We start from the raw sequence: 18,634 nt of genomic DNA, 5'->3' as shown, positions 1-18,634 counted from the left end.
AATCTTCGGCTCTTGCGGGAGCAAGAGCGCTTTAAGGGGCCCGACGCAGCTCTGCCGGTGGGTACTTGATCTGGGCGCGGTATTTTGACACGGTGCGACGCGCCACGACAATGCCTTCGCGCGCCAGTTGGCTGGCCAGGGTTACATCCGAAAGTGGTTCTTTTGGGTTTTCTGCGTCAATCATTTCCTGTATTAATGCTCGCACGGCACCTGCTGAACAGGTGCCGCCCGAGCGCGTCGATAGCTCGCGCGAAAAGAAATGCTTGAATTCAAATACCCCTCGCGGCGATGCCAGGTATTTGTGGCTGGTTGCCCGTGAAACGGTAGATTCATGCATGCCGAGCTCTTCTGCAATTTCACTGAGCATGAGCGGGCGCAACGCAATCTCACCGTAGTCAAAAAATGTCTGCTGGCGGGCAACAATAGCTTGGGCCACACGTTGTATGGTTTGCGAACGTTGCTCCAGGCTTCGCATAAGCCAACGTGCCTCTTGCAAAGCCTGTGCCATCAACGCTCGTTCGTCATAGCGTGTTTTACGGAACATCTGGGCATAGGCATGGTTTAGGCGGGCCTGCGGTGCCGCTTCCCTGTTGTTGGTGGCGACCCACAAACGCCCGACTTTGCGCACGATAACGTCCGGAATAATGTAGGTCGAAGGGTCTATAGCTGTATGTTTTTGGCCTGGACGAGGGCTAAGTTGCCGTATGAGCATGCCGGCTTCGCGCGCCTCATCTTCTGTGCATCCTGCAAAACGTGCCAGACCCGCATAGTCACACCTGCCCAAGCGCTCAAGCTCGCCATCAACAATACGCAAGGCCGCATCGCGCCCTGCTGTGTCGTCGGGCATGGCCTCAAGTTGCAAGGTCAGGCATTCTGTTAAAGAACGTGCAGCGATACCAGGTGTTGTTAAATGCTGAACCAGCGAAAGCGCGCATTCCCATTCGTGGGATTGGACGGGAGGCTGAAACTGAGAGGGGGCGGCGAGCTCTTCAAATGGAACCCTTAAATACCCATCATCGTCGATGGCTTCAATTATATAGAGTGCCAGAAGGTGATCGCGCTCGCTGAGTGCGCGGCCGGTCAAGTCAGCCAGCAGGGCTTCCTGCAGGCTGGTCTCACTGCGAGCCCACTCGCCCACATCGCTGCCGGCGCCGTCATGGCTTTGTCGGCTGGTCGATGGGTAGTCCCCCGAATACTCAGTGGGGCCGTCGGTCGAAGCTTCGATTTGCTGTATCTCTGGCTGATCTGACGACCCCAGGTTTTCAGCGTTGTCTCGGCCGTTTGTGTCGTGAGCGCTGTCAAACTCGGCAGAAGTCGCGCTGTCGTCGACGCTTACGTCTTCGGATGCGGAAGCCGTAGCCTCTTCATCGGGCTCTTCAAGAAAAGGATTGCTTGCCAATGCCTGAAGCACTTCACGGTTGAAGTCTAGCGTAGACATCTGCAGCAGCTTGACAGACTGTTGGAGGCGCGGCGTCAGCGAAGTTTGCTGACGTGCCTGCAGTTCATGGCTTATTTGTGCCAATTTGTATCTCCTGTGTTTTCTGAATGACAAAAAGCGATGTCTATTAGTACATCAAGCAATAATCATGCCAATTTTTATTTCAGAGAAACCAAGGGATAACGCATGAAAACAGGTGTCAAGAAGGCATATATTTACCGATTGGTGTAAGAAATGCCAATCGAAACATAAGTAATTTTGAAATGATTTTTAATCTTTGCTTGCATTGTGAGGCTGGCCCAGTCGGTTGTACAACGTTTTGGTACTTATGCCCAGTGCTAATGCAGCGCGCCGCTTGTCACCATCGTAGTGTTCCAGGGTGGCGGCAACGATGGCTTGTTGGGCGTCATTCAGTGGGGTGCCAATAGGTATCTTCAGGTAGCCGTGTTTGACTTCGGGAGGGGTGGCGCTAAATACAGGGTTTATGGGCGCAATGACCAGCTTGTCATCTGCCATAATGAACGCGCGCATTACTGTATTTTTGAGCTCGCGTATATTGCCGGGCCAGTTATACGCCTCCAGGTTTTGAAGCGCGTCGGCGGAAAACGTCTTTTGCGTGTTTTCTTGAAGGTTGAATTCGTCGAGAAATCGCTGTGCCAGGTAAGCAATATCAGGTTTACGTTCGCGCAGCGAAGGCACCCTGATCGGAAAGACCGCAAGCCGGTACAGAAGATCAGACCTGAATATCCCCGCCTGAATTGCCTCTTTGGGGTCTCGGTTGGTCGCGGCAATAATGCGCACGTTCACTTCCTGCAGTGTTGAACCGCCCACGCGGTGGTAGGTGCCGCTTTCCAGCACGCGCAGCAACAGCACTTGCATGGCGAGTGGCATTTCGGTTACTTCGTCCAGAAAAAGCGTGCCGTTGTTGGCCCGCTCAAAGCAGCCAATGCTGGTAGCGGCTGCTCCGGTAAAGCTGCCTTTTTCGTGCCCGAACAGTTCACTCTCGGCCAGCGTCGGTGTGATGGCGCCGCAGTTTATGGCCACAAAAGCTTGTTCGCTTCGGTTGCTACGGTTATGCAGTGCACGGGCAACGATTTCTTTGCCTGTGCCACTTTCACCAATAATTAGTACACTCGCGTCGGTGGGTGCCGCTTTTACAATCGCCCTTGCCAGGTCGAATGCAGCGGCTGATCGGCCCAATATCTTAGAAGATTTGATCATATGTTTTATCTTTGATGGGAAAGCGCTAATTGTTGTATCAGAATTCGCTTTTTCTTACAATTTTCAAGGTTGGCTTGCCATTACAAAGTGCAAACCGCGTACGATATGTGTAATGGTAGTTGTGTTGCAATCAATAAAGCAGGCGGAACGCTTAGGCTTACATTTTTTAAAGCCTTGCAGGTAAAGTAAGCGGTATTTTCCGCCAAGGAGAAGTTTTTTCAAGAAGATAATATGGCTCACCTCTTAATTGTGGATGACGACACCGCCATCAGAGAACTGATCGCTGAGATAGCAAACGATGAAAGCTATACCACTGCGATGGCCGGAGATATCCGCCAAGCCCGTATACAAATAGAGCGACAGCAGCCAGACGTCATCTTGCTTGATATGAATTTGCCCGATGGCAATGGCATGGAGTTCTGGCAGGGCCTTGATTTGGTGGGTACCCAGGTCGTGTTTATGACAGGCCATTCCAGCGTTGACAGTGCCATAGAGGCTCTGCGCTGCGGTGCTGCTGATTATCTGCTCAAGCCCGTCAGCCTCAGACGTTTGCGTACTACCCTCGACAATCTCAAGTCGTTTGTGTCCACGCCCGCCCCAGGCAGTGGCGAAGCATTCGCCAAAATGATAGGCGCCTCTCGGGCCATGCAGTTGCTGCGCACGTACATTGAAAAAGTGGCGCCTACGCAGGCGACGGTGCTGCTGGTGGGCGAAAGCGGCACCGGAAAAGAGCTGGCCGCCGAAGCCATACACTTGGCCAGCCCCCGGCACGACAAACCCTTTTTGCCGATCAACTGTGGCGCAATCTCGCCCAACTTGATCGAAAGTGAGCTGTTCGGGCACGAGAAAGGCAGCTTTACCGGCGCTGATCGTCAGCACAAGGGGTACTTTGAGCGCGCTCGCGGCGGTACCGTCTTTCTCGACGAAATTACCGAAATGTCGATGGAGCTTCAGGTCAGGTTGCTGCGTGTGCTCGAAACCGGGCGTTTCATGCGTGTGGGTACACACGAAGAAATCGAAGCCGACGTCCGTATTGTTGCGGCCACCAACCGCAGCCCCGAGCAGGCCGTAGACAGCGGTGTACTGCGCGAAGACCTTTACCACAGGCTTAGCGTATTTCCGCTGGAGCTTCCTCCGTTGCGCGAACGTGATGGCGACGTGGTGATGCTGGCCGAGCATTTTTTGGCCCGAATCAATGAAGAGCATAAAACCCGCAAGCGATTTGCCCCCGAAACCATCGAGGCCATTCAGGCTTATTCGTGGCCGGGAAATATCCGCGAATTGCGTAATTACGTGTATCGCAACTACATACTTAGCGATGAACTCATAAAAAGCGATGCCAACTTCTTTGGTCTTGGCGAATACGCGCCAGCCCGTGATAACGATGTCATGGTTGCCGTGGGTGTTTCGTTGGCTGAAGCCAACCGTCAGCTCATTCTTGCAACGCTCAAGCAGTGTGGCGGCGTCAAGAAAACAGCCGCCAAGATGCTCGGGATCAGCCTCAAGACGCTTTACAACCGTCTTGAAGAGTACGGGAGCGACGAAGACGACATCCAGGAAGCCTCTGGCATCCGCTAAATAGGTCATCTCATTTTGCCGGGTTGCGGATCGTTGATCCGCTCAGGAGCCTCTCGCGGGGGAAGGTCCACTTCCCTGTCCGGGGCTGGCTGAGGTGGTTGTTCAGGAGGAACCTCCGGGTTTGAGTCCGGCGGCTCGGGCACATGTGCCTGCAAAAAGTCTACGTGTGGCCGCGTCTTATGGTTGGGCTGTAAATGTTCCTGCATGGCTGTGCCTCCCGAAAAAAATGCCGCGTCGATGGATCATCGGCCGAATCCTGATGTCAGCCTTGATCGCGTCCTGTTCTGCAGGCAAGTTGCATGCCCAACTTCAGGCCTGAGGGCTTTCACCCATGGGATATGGCATTTCATACAGTTACTCCCGTCTCATTTGCGTGTAATGAGTGCGCTGGGCATGTGCGCTGAAGTCATCATGGCACGTGAAAGCATCGCTGGAGGGAGCCCACCTTAAAGCATCGCAGTGGGGAGCGCACACGCATCTCCTTCGCAGGTGAATCTGCGTCTTCCTGAAAACAATTAAAGCACTGCCCGACGTGCGTTCAATCGTCACCCGGCATGAATCTTGCTTGATACCAGGTATACAACTGTCGCCCCGCATAAAGGGACGTATTGCCTCGACAGCTTTTACGTTACCGGTAATTTTTGCAGAAATTGTGCAGCCGAGGGGAAAAGCTCAGACACCTGGGCAGGCGTGATGTCTTAGGCGACCCATAGCATCCGGCGACATTCGTGGCTATTGATGCCTAAACAGGAGAATAATCGTGACACTAAAAGTATTGGCTGTGAGTGCCGAGGCTTACCCCCTCGCAAAAACAGGGGGTCTCGGCGATGCCGTGAGTGGCATGCTCTATGCGTTGGCTGAGGATGGAGTAGATGTACGCCTGCTCTTGCCCGCCTACAGGGGCGTGGTGGAGCAACTGGAGCGCGTACATGAAGTCGCGCAACTGTGTGGTCTGCCGGGTGGTGATGCAGTATTGCTGTCTGGCGATTGCCCTGAGCTGGGTATACCTGTGCTGGCACTGGTGAACGACGCCCTGTATGACCGCGATATGCTATATGTTGGGCCTGATGGCGAAGGCTTTGATGACAACGACTTACGTTATGCCGCACTGTCATGCGCTGCGGCGCGGCTTGCGCGCGGCATTGCTTCGGTACCGCGCCCCCACGTGGTACATGCTCATGATTGGCATGCCGCACTGACGCCGCTATTTATGCGTCAGCTGCGTGTGGATGACGTTCGTTCTGTGCTTACCTTGCACAATCTTGCTTTTCAGGGAGACTTTTCTGTCGATCGTGCATCACGTATAGGCATAAACGAAGATTCCTTGCTGCAGGAAGCATGTCTGGATCACAATGGACGTATTAATTTTCTTAAGGCAGGCATACGTTGCTCGGACCTGATCACGGTTGTGAGCCATCAATATGCCAGAGAGATTCTCACCCCTGACTTTGGGTGCGGGCTTCAGGAAGATCTACTACACAGACGGTCGCAGACCATTGCCATTCCCAACGGCATAGACATGGCATTGTGGAACCCTCAGGCTGACCGATATTTGAAGAATCGACCATTTTCAATCCGACATATGGAAAACAAGTCTTTCTGCAAAGCTGAATTGCAGCGGGTGTTTGATGTTGATGAGGATAGCTCGCGTATTGTTCTGATAATGGGCAGTCGTCTGACAACACAAAAGATGGCAGATGTAGCGCTGCACGCTTTGCCCATGGCGCTGGATGCCCATCCGCGCCTGCAGGTCTGCCTTATGGGGCAAGGCGACAAGGCTATTGAGCGGGCGCTGCAGGAAATGGCTGAGCGATACCCAGGGCGGTGTGGTGTGCGTATAGGCTTTAACGAGCAGCGTGCACATTTGCTGCACGCAGGGGGTGATATCTTGCTCCATGGCAGCCGGTTCGAACCGTTTGGGCTCACCCCGCTGTATTCGATGCGCTACGGCACTATCCCGATAGGCTCGCGTGTCGGGGGTATGGTCGATACCATACGTGACCCCGGCCCAGAGTGCGCGGTGCCGTCGATGCAGGCGGCGACCGGCGTGCTGTTTAGCGGAGACCGGCCAGATGACATGATGAGTGCCATAAGCCGGGCGGTGGGGCTGTATGACCGGCCAGCTATCTGGCGGGCGATGCAGGCCAATGGTATGCGTCTTGATTTCAGCTGGAGTCGGGTGGCACCTGCCTACCTAAGTGCTTACCAGAGCTTACGGCCTGACGTGGCTCTGGATCGCATTCCAGAACGTCGGCGTGGTATTTTTTCTGCTCGCAACTGGCAGTTGGGAAAGGCCTCATCTTCGCTCGTTGCCGTGCCATCGTCGCAGAGTGGTGCTGCGGCATTGGCATCGCGCCGAATCTCACACGGCATAAGGTCAGATTCGATAGCAGACCGCGGCCCGTCTGTCGCCTGATAAATAAACTGAAAGGCGCAGAGCACTATGTCATTGCGAGCAGTAAGCAAACCGCTACATGTTTCTGGCGTGGTTTCCACGTTGCCATGCTATGAGTACACGCACGGGCCGGTCATTCAGGCCGACGGTCGGGTGCGTTTCAGGCTGTGGGCTCCCGATGCGTCTGGCGTTGCGCTTGAGGTAGCGGGTGGTAAGACGATTCCCATGTGTGACGTGGGTGCCGGCATGTACGAAGTTCACGTCAACTGTGCGCCGGGCACCAAGTATAGTTTTCGTCTCGACAGCGGTCTTGCCGTGCCTGACCCGGCCTCTCGTCTGCAGGACGGCGACCCGCAGGACGCTAGCGTAGTCGTGGATGTGGCTGATTATGCCTGGCGTAATGCTGGCTGGATGGGGCGTCCATGGTCTGAAACCGTGCTTTATGAAGTGCACGTCGGTTTGCTCGGCGGGTTTCGTGGGCTGCAAGAGCGTCTGCCTGATCTTGCTGATCTTGGAGTTACCGCAATAGAACTGATGCCAATTGCTGATTTTCCAGGTGCGCGCAATTGGGGTTATGACGGTGTGCTGCCTTTTGCGCCAGAAAATTCGTATGGCAGCCCCGGCGAACTGAAAGAACTGATTGATACGGCACACGGCCTGGGCATACAGGTGTTTCTCGATGTGGTCTACAACCATTTCGGCCCCGAAGGAAATTTTCTTCATACCTACGCGGCTGCCTTTTTTCGGGATGATATCCAGACTCCCTGGGGCCCCGCCATTGATTTTCGCCAGCCCCAGGTGCGTGCATTTTTTGCCGAGAACGCGCTGTATTGGCTGCGAGAGTACCGTTTTGATGGCCTGCGCCTTGATGCCGTGCATGCAATTGAGGGCCACGACTGGCTGCTTGAAATGGCGGCGTTCGTACGCCGCGAAATCGCCGCCATCGTGCCCGGGCGTCATGTGCATTTGGTTGTTGAGAACGATGACAACTCCGCGTCGCTGCTGCAGGCTGGCTTCGATGCGCAATGGAATGATGATGAGCACCATGTGCTGCACCACATGCTTACCGGCGAAGCGCAAAGCTATTACGCTGATTATGCCGACGAGCCTGCCTCCCGTCTGGCTAGATGTCTGGCCCAAGGGTTTGACTACCAAGGCCAGCCCAGCCCGTTTCGTGCAGGCCGCCCACGCGGCGAGCCGTCGGCAGGCTTGCCGCCGACCTCGTTTGTTTTCTTTCTGCAAAACCATGATCAAACGGGCAACCGGCCATGGGGTGAGCGCTTGCGAACATTATGTGCTCACAATGAAGATGCGCTCAGGGCGGCAATAGCCCTGCAATTGCTGACACCCCAGATACCACTGCTTTTTATGGGCGAAGAGTACGGCGCATTGGCCCCTTTTCTTTATTTCACCAGTTTCAAGAATGAAGGGTTGGTACAAGCCATACGAGAAGGCCGTCAGCGCGAGCATGCCGACGCCACGCATCGGGATGGTGCACCACTTGGCTTGCCTGACCCCAATGACAAGAAAACGTGGGACGCCTGCATGGCACTTCCGGGCCTGTCAGTGGAGCGCAATCGGGAGTGGCGTACGCTGTATGGCCAATTGCTAGGTGTGCGCCATGCATTCATCATTCCTTATTTGGACGGTGCCTGCAGCCTGTCGGCGCGGGTGCTTGGCCCCATGGCAGTGCAGGCTTCCTGGCAACTGAATAACGGCACAGTCTTGAGTGTGTACTGCAATCTTTCTAATGCAGACGTAGCCATAGCAGCAGCTAGCCTGGATGAAATCGTGGTTTTTGAGGGGCCTCGCCAGTGCGACACGCGTAACCGTACACTGCGAGCGTGCTCCACACTGGCAACCATTGTGCCGGAGCAACTATGAGTCTTGTCAGAGCCACATTAAGGCTACAACTAAGCGCAGGCTTCACATTTGCCGACGTTCGTCAGCATCTGAGCTATTTTTCATCGCTGGGCATTAGCCATTTGTACCTGTCACCGGTTTCCACAGCGCGCCCAGGTTCAACCCATGGCTATGATGTGATCGATCACAGCGCAGTAAGCCCGGCGCTTGGCGGCGAGCACGGCCTGCGTGCCCTGGCCGAGTCAGCGCGCGCGTTCGATATCGGAATTGTTCTGGATATCGTGCCTAACCATATGGCGGCGCATCCCGACAATGTCTGGTGGGCAGACGTGTTGCGTCACGGTCTCGACAGCCCCTATGCCAGTTGGTTCGATATCGACTGGTCGCCGCCTGTGCATACCTTGCAGGGGCGTGTGCTCGCCCCGTTTCTGTCTGGCTCTTGCCGCAGCGTGCTGGCTGCTGGCCGCATACGCCTGGCTCTGGACGAGTACGACGAAACCTTTTTTATCGAGGCCGAGGGCATGCGTTACCCGATTGCACCGGGCTCGCTCGAAGAGAATGGAGAGTTCCCGCAAGATACGCTGAAACTTTACGAAAACAATACCCTTGCCAATCGCCACCGGCTTGAAGCGCTATTGGCGCGTCAGCATTACCGTTTGTCAGGCTGGCGTCTCGCCGCGCGCTGCATCAATTGGCGACGTTTTTTCGAAATTAACGACCTTATCGGCGTGCGTGTTGAGGAACCGTCTGTATTTGATGCCGTGCATGCGTTGACGCTGCGGCTGTATGAAGAGGGTGTTATTGATGGTGTCCGCATTGATCATGTTGATGGGCTGGCTGACCCGTCCGGTTACTGTCGGCGCCTGCGGGAGGCGCTTGATGTGCGCACGCCAGGCCGGCCTGAGGGGCGGCGCCATCAACAGGTGTGGCTAGTGGTTGAAAAAATCCTGGCAGCTGATGAACACCTGCCGGATAGCTGGAAGGCTGACGGCACCACTGGCTACGATTTTATGGATCAGGTTTCTGCGGTGTTGCATGATGCCTGCAGTGAAACCGCGCTTACTCATGCCTGGCAAGAGGTGTCCGGAGACCCATGCAACGCCGCCGAGCAGGTCTGGCAGGTGCGCAGGCGCTTGCTGCGACGTCACTTTGTGGCCGAACGCCGTACGCTGTTGAAAAACATTGAAGCGTCCAAGCGTTTCGGTGGCCCGGCGCTCCCGTGGGGGCCGTCCCTGACGGCTGCCATGCTTGATGGGGTGTTGTGTACCTTACCGGTATATCGCAGCTACATAGATCTGAATACTATGCCGCCTGGACCGCAGCGTGAGGCCGTCAAGCGCTTTCAGCAGCTGACGCCGCCCCTGGCAGCAAAGTCGCAGGAAGATACCGTGTTTTATCGGTATGGAAGGCTTATTTCGCGCAATGAAGTGGGTTCCGATCCAGATACCATTGCCTTGTCGCCGTCCGCTTTCCACTCGGCAAATGTATGGCGTGCGCGCCATGCGCCGCGCAGTATGCTGGCGACTGCTACGCATGATCACAAACGCGGTGAAGACGTGCGTGCCCGTCTGGCCGTGCTAAGCGAAATCCCCGCTGCCTGGATACAGGCCAGTCGCAGCTGGCTGCATCGCCCGGGTTTGGCATTTCCATTGACATCCAAGTTACAGGCGGGGGAGCGTTATATTCTTTTTCAGACCATGGTGGGTGCATGGCCGCTTGATCTGAGCCCGGATGATCATGCGGGTCTGCTTGCTTACGTGCAGCGTCTGGCACAATGGCGGCTCAAAGCCTTGCGCGAGGCCAAACAGAGTTCGGACTGGCTGGTGCCTGACCGATGGTATGAGCAAAAAGCAGAAGACTATCTGGTAAGCCTGGTGCTCGACCGCAGCGAACGGCCTCTTATTGGCGATATTGGGCGTTTTGCTGCCAGCATCGCGCCGTCTGGCGTCATGAACAGCCTGGCCCAGACCCTCTTGCGGCTTACTGTTCCCGGGGTGCCTGATTTGTATCAGGGGGCCGAAGGCTGGGACTTGAGTCTTGTCGATCCCGACAACCGTCGTCCCGTTGATTTTACGGCGCGCTCAGCCATGTTGGCATTGTTGGACGCGACGACTGATCTGGCGCAGCTACTGCCTGAGTGGCGTACGGGAGCCATCAAACAGGCGCTGATTGCCCGCGTGCTGGGCTTGCGTCGCAAGCAGCCCGAGCTTTTTGATGTGGGCGGTTATTTGCCGCTTGACGTGTCCGGCGCACGCAAAGAGCATGCACTGGCCTTTTTACGTACCTGGCGTGATCAGAGTGTTGTGGTTATTGTGCCGCGCGTATGTGCAGAGGCTGTCATGGCCAGAGTGCCGGCATTGCCGATGCCAGAACCTGCCTGGTGGCAAGATACCGCTGTGACACCTCCCACCCAGCTTAAAGGTGCACGGTTTGCGGATGTGCTGGCAGGTAGTGCTGGCAAAGTCTTAACTGGCGTCGATGCCGATGGAAGGTTGTTGCTGTCTGATGTGTTGTCGGCCTTGCCTGTTGCCGTGCTGAGGCCAACAGCTGTTTAATGGCGTGTTGGCGACTTGGGGCCGGTGCGTGTTTGTGCTGCGTGTGATTGCGCTTAGTTTGCGCGGCGCTGGCATGCGGCCAGGCCGGCGCAACTAGCATGACGTAACGCATATGCTCGGTCCCCCGTCAGCGGGGTGGCGTAAACCGCCCCGCTGGTTGATCAGGGGTACAGACCGCGTACTTCGCGAGCTTCGAGAATGCGTGTGCAGGCCGTAATAAACGCGGCGGTGCGCAAACTGACCGCATGTTCTTTGGCCACGGCCGAAACAGACGTGTACGCCGTGCGCATCATGGCCTCAAGCCTGTGATTGATTTCGGGTTCTGTCCAGAAAAAGCTGGAAAAATCTTGCACCCATTCAAAATAGCTGACGGTAACGCCGCCGGCGTTGGCCAGTACGTCGGGAACAATGATGGTGCCTTTGCTGGTGAGAATGTCGTCGGCATCAGGTGTGGTGGGGCCGTTGGCGCCTTCAACAACGATTTTGGCCCGGACGGTGTTGGCGTTTTCGAGGTTGATCTGGCTTTCAAGTGCCGCCGGGATCAGCAGCTCGGTTTCGAGTGCCCAGAAGTCAGCGGGGCTGATTTGCTCGGCATCGGGCGCGCCTGCGATACCGCCGGTTTCTTCCGCATGCTTGGTCAGGGCCAGGACATCAAGACCATTGGCGTTATGCAAGGCACCTGTGTGGTCCTGGATAGCGATCACTTTAGCGCCTGCATCATAAAACAGCCGCGCGGCTGTGCCGCCTACGTTGCCAAACCCTTGGATGACAATGCGAGCGCCTTCTATGGCGATACCGGCATCGTGTGCGGCTTCGCAGCCCACCACATAGACACCACGCCCCGTAGCCTCAACGCGGCCCAGGCTGCCACCCAGTGATACCGGTTTTCCGGTAACCACACCCGTGGTGGTGCCACCTTCGTTCATGGAGTACGTGTCCATCATCCAGGCCATGGTTTGGGCATTGGTATTGACGTCGGGGGCGGGAATGTCTTTGTTGGGCCCGATGATGGAGCCGATTTCGCTGGTGTAGCGACGCGTGATGCGTTCAAGTTCGCCCCGGGAATAGTTGCGCGGGTCGATGCGTATGCCGCCTTTGGCACCACCGAAAGGCAGGCTGACGGCGGCGCATTTTACCGACATCCATGCTGCCAGCGCCATGACTTCGGATAGCGTGACTTCTTGATGGAACCGTACACCACCTTTGCCAGGCCCGCGCGACGTATTGTGCTGAACACGGTAGCCCTCAAAGTGGGCGATGGTGCCGTTGTCGAGTTCTACGGGTATGTCTACGATCAGCGAGCGCTTTGGCCTTTTCAGGGTTTCGACCCATTTGGACAGCTTGCCGAGATAGGGGGTGACGCGTTCTACCTGTTCGAGGTAGCTGCCCCACGGCCCCAGAGCCTCTGCATTCAGATAGGAAGGGATGGCGTGCGTCGGATGTTCTGTCATGACTTGACCTTGCGCGATGTTGGAGATGGAAGAATTGCTGTATGACCCACTTGGCTACCCACCAGGGGGGATTGCGAGTATTTTAGGACAAGCTGCGCTATTGCGTCCCCTGTTTTCTGATTGCTGTCATATTAGGGTCGTATCGATGGTCTGCATGACAGCTAGAGAGCAGGTTGTAACCGATCTGTGTGGCAGTTGGCGAGCACGCTGTAACGGATCTGTGTGACGGTCTGCGAGTGCGTTGTAACGGGTTTGTGTGGCAATTAGAGCGCACGCTGCAATGGGGCGTGTACAGTCGGAGAGTACGTCGCAACGGGTTTGTAGGGCACAGTCGGCGTGCACGTTGTATTAAGGCCATTAAAGGCCATATTGCTTCAGCCCCTCTAAATTCAGAACATGAACCGCGCCGTATTCAACTTTGACCAGCCTGGCATCTTCGAGCGTGCGCAACGCCCGGTTGGTGCGTTGGCGCGAGGTACGGGCCAGGTAGCCGATTTCTTCCTGGGTAATGTCCAGCCGCATGTTTTTGCCAGGGTAAAGCAGCGGGTTGAATAGTTCTGCAAGACAGCGGGCTACCCGAGCATCTGCCTCAAGCAGGCGGTCGTATTCGGCCTTGCCAATGAATTGGCCAACACGTTCGTTTAACTGGTGCAGTAAATAGCGATTAAATGGAATACTATTGTCGAGCAACCAGTTGAAGGTGGCAACAGGGAGGCGCGCGATGGCGCAGTCGCGCAGTGCAACCACATCGTACTTGCGCTCTTCCGACTTTAACAACGAGCCTTCGCCTATCCACCCGCCCGGCGGCACCCCGGTCAGCGACGCCATCTTGCCCTCGCGGCTGCCAACCGACACTTTGACCAGGCCGCTGAGCACACCCATCCATGCGTAGGCTTTTTCGCCTTTGCGCTCAATGATTACTCCCGCAGGGTAGCGTGTCACCGTGACGTCGCTCAATACCCGGTCTTGCTGGCTTGCATCAAGCAAACTGAACCAGGCCGCGTTATCAGGCAGACAGTCTTTCAGAAGCATGGGGATTTACCCTTGAAAAAGCGTGAATGTCATGTTGGAGACAGTTAAGGATACGACAACCCGTTAACTTACATGAAGCCAAGACGATAACCGCCTGGCTAACGAAAACCACAGCCCTGCAAAAGGGCGGATTACTGGCTGGAGGAGACACCGTGGCGCAGACTCTGCCTACGCAAGACACACAAGTCAGACCGCAGACATTTCCTGCGCTGGTCATGCATCATGCACGAGTACGGGGCAATCGCCCAGCCATGCGTGAAAAAGATCTTGGAATCTGGCAGACCATGACTTGGGCCGAACTGGCCCAGCAAGTACGAGCGCTTGCCAATGGCCTTGCAGCACTGGATGTCAAGCCCGGCCATCACGTGGCTATTGTAGGTGAGAATCGCCCGCGTCTGTACTTGTCGATGATGGCGGCTCAATGCCTGGGCGCCATACCAGTGCCTCTGTATCAGGACGCCGTGGCCCAGGAAATGCTTTACGTGCTGCAGGATGCGGAAGTCCGTGTCACTGTGGTCGAAGATCAGGAGCAGGTCGACAAAATGCTGGAAGTGGCAGAGCAATGCCCTTCGTTAACATATGTTGTATACGACGATCCACGCGGACTTCGTCATTACGATAAAGAAAAGCTGTTTTCCTTCGAGCGCCTGATTGAGCTGGGTCAGGAGTTCGCGGCGTCACATCCCGATTACATTGATGCAGCGATCGCAGCCATAGACCCCAGCGATACGGCGGCCATGTTTTATACATCAGGCACCACCGGCAAGCCCAAGGGGGTGGTGTTGTCGCACCATGCGCTGATCGATCGCGCCGAGGCCATCCAGGACCTCGAAGGGCTTACTGATCATGAGGATGTGCTGGCGTATCTGCCGCCCGCCTGGATAGGCCAGAACATGTTTTCGTATACGCAGTTTCTGGTGTCAGGCTTTACGGTTAACCATCCTGAGTCGCCTGAAACCGTCGCCATCGACATGCATGACATCGGCCCTACTTACTATTTTGCGCCACCGCGCGTGCTTGAAGAGCTGCTCACTCATGTGATGATTCGCATGGAAGATGCCAGCGCCATCAAGCGCAAGATGTTTCAAGTATTTATGGGTCTGGCGCAACGTGTAGGTGTACGCATCCTCGATAAAGACCCGGGCATTGGCCTATGGGACCGCCTTCTTTATGGCATAGGCAACTTGATGGTGTATGGACCGCTGCGCAATGCCCTGGGCATGAGCCGCGTGCGCGTCGCGTATACCGCTGGCGAGGCCATAGGGCCTGACCTGTTCGTCTTTTATCGCTCTATTGGCGTCAACCTGAAGCAGTTGTACGGCTCTACAGAAACCTCGGTATTTGTATGTGTGCAGGAAAATGGCCAAGTGCGTTCAGACACTGTTGGGCCACCCGTACGAGGTGTGGAAATTAGAGTTGCCGCCAACGGTGAGATCCAGGTTAAAAGCCCTGGTCTGTTTTCAGGCTATTACCAAAACCCTGAGGCGACCGCGGAGTCGTATACCGAAGACGGTTGGTATCACACCGGTGACGCGGGTTACCTCGATGACGATGGGCAGCTAAAAATTATTGACCGCGCCAAAGATGTGGGCAAGCTTGCTGATGGCAGCCTGTTCGCGCCCAAGTACATCGAAAACAAGCTCAAGTTTTTTCAGCACATCAAAGAAGTGGTGGCATTTGGTAATGGCATGACTGAGGTGTGTGCGTTTATCAATATCGACCTTGAGGCCGTGGGTAACTGGGCAGAGCGCCGTGGGCTTGCTTACGCTGGGTATACCGATCTTGCTGCCAAGCCTGAGGTCTATGAGCTTATCCGTGACTGTGTCGATCAGGTTAATGCTGACCTGGCGCAAGACCCCATGCTGGCGGGTTCACAGGTGGCCCGTTTTCTGATTCTGCACAAAGAACTGGATCCTGATGATGACGAACTGACCCGTACCCGCAAAGTGCGCCGGGGCTTTATTGCCCAGAAATATGGCGTGCTGGTGGACGCATTGTTCGAAGGCAAGGCAAACCAGTACATCGAAACGGAAGTGAAATTCGAAGATGGCAGGTCTGGCCATATATCGGCTGATCTGAAAATCATGCCCGCAACCAGAGTGCCCGTGCACGATGCCACCAGGAAGGCTGCGTAATGAGTCAAGACGTACGAGATCAACGAATCGGCGATGTCATTCTCGATCTGAACAATATTTCACTGGCGTTTGGTGGCGTCAAGGCGTTGACCGACATCTCGTTCGACGTAAGAGAGCATGAAATTCGCGCCATTATCGGGCCGAACGGCGCAGGTAAGAGCTCCATGCTTAACGTGATTAATGGGGTATATACGCCGCAGCAGGGCGAGATTACGCTCGATGGTGCGAGTTTTGCGAAGATGAACTCACGTCGTGCGGCAGAAATGGGTATTGCCCGCACGTTTCAGAATCTGGCGCTGTTCAAAGGCATGAGTGTGCTGGATAACATCATGACGGGTCGCAACCTGCACATGAAGAGCGGTGTGCTGGCGCAGGCTTTCAGGCTGGGTTCGGCAGAACGAGAAGAAATCAAGAATCGCGAGTTCGTCGAAAATATTATTGATTTTCTCGAGATCCAGGCCTTTCGCAAGACACCGGTGGGGCGGCTGCCCTATGGCTTGCAGAAACGGGTCGACCTGGGGCGGGCGCTGGCGATGGAGCCACGCATCCTGCTTCTGGATGAACCCATGGCAGGTATGAACATCGAAGAAAAGCAGGACATGAGCCGCTTCATCCTGGATGTAAACGATGAATATGGCACCACCATTGTGCTGATCGAGCACGATATGGGCGTGGTTATGGACATCTCCGATCGCGTCGTGGTGCTCGATTACGGCAAGAAGATCGGCGACGGCATACCCGACCAGGTTCGTCAGAACCCAGACGTCATTCGCGCCTATCTGGGCGCCGGCCACTAAACAAGGAAAAAGAACATGGCTTTTTTTCTGGAAACCCTGTTTGGCGGCCTGATGTCAGGCATGCTTTATTCGCTGGTGGCGCTGGGTTTTGTACTCATTTTCAAGGCATCAGGCGTATTTAACTTTGCGCAGGGCGCCATGGTGCTCATTGCCGCACTGTGCATGGCGCGATTTTCGGTCTGGATTCCCGTCTGGCTGGGCATAGAGGAAGGGCTGCTGGGCAATATATTGGCGTTTGTGGTCAGTGGCCTGTTCATGTGGCTGATTGCCGTCGTCATTGAGCGTTGGGTACTGCGTTTTCTGGTCAACCAGGAACCCACCACCTTGCTCATGGCTACCATAGGCATAAGCTATTTTCTCGATGGCATGGGTCAGCTCATTTTTGGCAGCAGCGTCTACACCATTGATGTCGGCATGCCCAAAGACCCGGCATTCATTCTGGAGTCCATGTTCGAAGGCGGCATTCTTATCAGCCTCGAAGATCTGACCGCAGCGGGAGTTTCAGCTTTGCTCGTGGTGGCGCTGGCCTTCTTCTTTCAGTACACGTCTACAGGCCGGGCATTGCGTGCCGTCGCCGACGATCACCAGGCGGCGCAATCAATAGGTATTCCGCTTAACAGGATCTGGGTGGTTGTCTGGACCGTGGCCGGGTTGGTGGCGCTGGTGGCCGGTATTATCTGGGGCTCTAAGTTCGGTGTGCAGTTTACGTTGTCGACAGCCGCCTTGCGCGCCCTGCCAGTGGTGATTTTGGGCGGGTTGACCTCGGTACCTGGCGCGATTGTCGGTGGCTTGATTATTGGTGTGGGCGAGAAACTGTCAGAGGTCTATCTTGGACCGTTTGTCGGCGGTGGTATCGAGATCTGGTTCGCTTATATGCTGGCTCTGGTGTTCTTGTTGTTCCGGCCCCAGGGTTTGTTTGGCGAAAAAATCATTGACCGCGTCTAACGACATAAGATCAGGAATAGACTATGTTTTATCGTGAAAACGGCCAATTCAAGAGTACATACCGTGCTGATCAGCAGATCTTCCCGATCCGTCAGGACAGGGTGTTCATGCTGCTGGTGCTGGCGCTGGCATTTATTGCAACGCCACTGCTTGCGTCCAGTTACTTCTTGCAGGCCATACTTATTCCCTTTCTGATACTGTCGCTGGCAGCGATCGGTCTGAATATTCTTGTGGGGTATTGCGGCCAGATCTCTATCGGGTCGGGCGCCTTCATGGCCGTGGGTGCGTATGCAGCCTGGAACTTCGGCGTACGCATTCCGGCTATGCCGCTGGTGCTGCAGATACTGCTTGGTGGTGTGTTTGCCACCCTGGCTGGCGTCGTGTTCGGCGTACCCAGTCTGCGCATCCGCGGTCTGTACCTGGCCGTGACCACACTGGCAGCCCAGTTTTTCATGGACTGGGCGTTTCTGCGCATTCCTTATTTCACCAACTATTCTTCGTCAGGCAACGTGTCGGTTCCCGCGCTGTATGCGTTCGGGTTGCCCGTGCAGACGCCCGTACAGCGATATATGTTTGTGCTGATCTTTGTTGTCGTGTTTGCACTTCTGGCCAAGAACCTGGTGCGCGGCGCCATCGGACGGCAGTGGATGGCCATACGTGACATGGACGTGGCGGCTTCCGTTATCGGCATACGCCCCATGTATGCCAAGCTGACCGCGTTTGCCGTAAGTTCGTTCATTATCGGTGTGGCGGGCGCTTTGTGGGCATTCGTTCACCTGGGTTCGTGGGAGCCGCTGGCGTTTGATCTGACACGTTCGCTGCAGTTACTGTTCATTGTCATTATCGGCGGGCTGGGATCCATTGTTGGCAGCTTCTTCGGAGCGGCTTTTATGGTGCTGCTGCCTGTGTTTCTTACCAACGTCCCGCATCTGTTCGGTCTTAACCTGGGCGTAGACACTGCTTCGCATATTGAACACATGGTGTTCGGTGCATTGATTGTGTTCTTCCTTATTGTTGAACCGCACGGCCTCGCCCGACTCTGGAGCATAGGAAAAGAAAAACTGAGACTCTGGCCTTTTCCGCACTAACCGGCGTTTATGGGCCATCACCTACCAGCCCTGTCAGTCATTACGCAGTTCAGTTACGTTTTTTAAAGCAGTCTGTAAGGCAGTAACCCGGCCGGGCCATCCCGGATCGACCGGCCACATATAAACGGTGCATTGA

The 18,634-nt window shown here is 55.5% G+C and carries 12 protein-coding genes; 8 read left to right on the top strand and 4 right to left on the bottom strand.

Features of this window, described 5'->3' with window-relative positions:
- Window positions 1-31 precede the first annotated feature (31 nt).
- Window positions 32-1,522 (bottom strand): RNA polymerase factor sigma-54, encoded by a 1,491-nt coding sequence (locus tag FQ179_RS13840; RefSeq protein ID WP_149397905.1) that lies wholly within the window; start codon window positions 1,520-1,522, stop codon window positions 32-34.
- Between the two features lie 186 nt (window positions 1,523-1,708).
- A complete protein-coding gene (locus FQ179_RS13835; protein ID WP_149397904.1) occupies window positions 1,709-2,659 on the bottom strand; it encodes a sigma-54-dependent Fis family transcriptional regulator in 951 nt (316 codons plus the stop codon).
- A 231-nt stretch (window positions 2,660-2,890) separates the two neighbouring features.
- On the opposite strand from FQ179_RS13835, the gene FQ179_RS13830 reads away from it, so the two are divergent.
- The 4 genes from FQ179_RS13830 (at window position 2,891) to treY (ending at window position 11,050) form a co-directional block, all read left to right on the top strand.
- A complete protein-coding gene (locus FQ179_RS13830) occupies window positions 2,891-4,237 on the top strand; it encodes a sigma-54 dependent transcriptional regulator (RefSeq protein ID WP_149397903.1) in 1,347 nt (448 codons plus the stop codon).
- 760 nt (window positions 4,238-4,997) lie between these two features.
- Complete coding sequence (gene glgA / locus FQ179_RS13825; RefSeq protein WP_188074615.1) at window positions 4,998-6,653, top strand: glycogen synthase GlgA; 1,656 nt, start codon at window positions 4,998-5,000, stop codon at window positions 6,651-6,653.
- A 27-nt stretch (window positions 6,654-6,680) separates the two neighbouring features.
- Window positions 6,681-8,516, top strand: coding sequence for a malto-oligosyltrehalose trehalohydrolase (treZ, locus tag FQ179_RS13820; RefSeq protein ID WP_149397901.1), 1,836 nt, complete (start codon window positions 6,681-6,683; stop codon window positions 8,514-8,516).
- On the top strand, window positions 8,513-11,050 hold the full coding sequence (treY, locus tag FQ179_RS13815; protein ID WP_149397900.1) for a malto-oligosyltrehalose synthase: 2,538 nt from the start codon (window positions 8,513-8,515) through the stop codon (window positions 11,048-11,050). The genes treZ and treY overlap by 4 nt, the downstream gene beginning before the upstream one ends.
- A gap of 161 nt (window positions 11,051-11,211) precedes the next feature.
- Here the strand turns inward: treY and FQ179_RS13810 are convergent, their stop codons facing one another.
- Window positions 11,212-12,501, bottom strand: a complete 1,290-nt coding sequence (locus FQ179_RS13810; protein WP_149397899.1) for a Glu/Leu/Phe/Val dehydrogenase — start codon at window positions 12,499-12,501, stop codon at window positions 11,212-11,214.
- A 357-nt stretch (window positions 12,502-12,858) separates the two neighbouring features.
- Entirely contained in the window at window positions 12,859-13,533 is a 675-nt protein-coding gene (locus FQ179_RS13805) for a Crp/Fnr family transcriptional regulator (protein WP_149397898.1), read from the bottom strand.
- Window positions 13,534-13,685: 152 nt separating this feature from the next.
- On the opposite strand from FQ179_RS13805, the gene FQ179_RS13800 reads away from it, so the two are divergent.
- The 4 genes from FQ179_RS13800 to FQ179_RS13785 are packed head-to-tail and all read left to right on the top strand — an operon-like array spanning window position 13,686 to window position 18,498.
- Window positions 13,686-15,668 (top strand): long-chain fatty acid--CoA ligase, encoded by a 1,983-nt coding sequence (locus FQ179_RS13800; RefSeq protein WP_370459882.1) that lies wholly within the window; start codon window positions 13,686-13,688, stop codon window positions 15,666-15,668.
- On the top strand, window positions 15,668-16,465 hold the full coding sequence (locus tag FQ179_RS13795; RefSeq protein ID WP_149397897.1) for an ABC transporter ATP-binding protein: 798 nt from the start codon (window positions 15,668-15,670) through the stop codon (window positions 16,463-16,465). The genes FQ179_RS13800 and FQ179_RS13795 overlap by 1 nt, the downstream gene beginning before the upstream one ends.
- A gap of 15 nt (window positions 16,466-16,480) precedes the next feature.
- Complete coding sequence (locus FQ179_RS13790) at window positions 16,481-17,410, top strand: branched-chain amino acid ABC transporter permease (RefSeq protein ID WP_137236256.1); 930 nt, start codon at window positions 16,481-16,483, stop codon at window positions 17,408-17,410.
- A gap of 23 nt (window positions 17,411-17,433) precedes the next feature.
- The gene (locus FQ179_RS13785; protein WP_149397896.1) at window positions 17,434-18,498 is read left to right on the top strand and encodes a branched-chain amino acid ABC transporter permease; all 1,065 of its coding nucleotides are present in this window, start codon (window positions 17,434-17,436) and stop codon (window positions 18,496-18,498) included.
- The last annotated feature ends 136 nt before the right edge of the window (window positions 18,499-18,634 follow it).

The sequence above is a fragment of the Pusillimonas sp. ANT_WB101 genome (assembly GCF_008369125.1).
GTDB lineage: Bacteria > Pseudomonadota > Gammaproteobacteria > Burkholderiales > Burkholderiaceae_B > Allopusillimonas.
This window is presented reverse-complemented; position numbering and strand designations above follow the sequence as displayed.

Coding starts and splice junctions, on each gene's coding strand:
- FQ179_RS13835 (WP_149397904.1), bottom strand. CDS start 2,659: ATGATCAAATCTTCTAAGATATTGGGCCGATCAGCCGCTGCATTCGAC.
- FQ179_RS13830 (WP_149397903.1), top strand. CDS start 2,891: ATGGCTCACCTCTTAATTGTGGATGACGACACCGCCATCAGAGAACTG.
- treZ (WP_149397901.1), top strand. CDS start 6,681: ATGTCATTGCGAGCAGTAAGCAAACCGCTACATGTTTCTGGCGTGGTT.
- treY (WP_149397900.1), top strand. CDS start 8,513: ATGAGTCTTGTCAGAGCCACATTAAGGCTACAACTAAGCGCAGGCTTC.
- FQ179_RS13810 (WP_149397899.1), bottom strand. CDS start 12,501: ATGACAGAACATCCGACGCACGCCATCCCTTCCTATCTGAATGCAGAG.
- FQ179_RS13805 (WP_149397898.1), bottom strand. CDS start 13,533: ATGCTTCTGAAAGACTGTCTGCCTGATAACGCGGCCTGGTTCAGTTTG.
- FQ179_RS13795 (WP_149397897.1), top strand. CDS start 15,668: ATGAGTCAAGACGTACGAGATCAACGAATCGGCGATGTCATTCTCGAT.
- FQ179_RS13790 (WP_137236256.1), top strand. CDS start 16,481: ATGGCTTTTTTTCTGGAAACCCTGTTTGGCGGCCTGATGTCAGGCATG.
- FQ179_RS13785 (WP_149397896.1), top strand. CDS start 17,434: ATGTTTTATCGTGAAAACGGCCAATTCAAGAGTACATACCGTGCTGAT.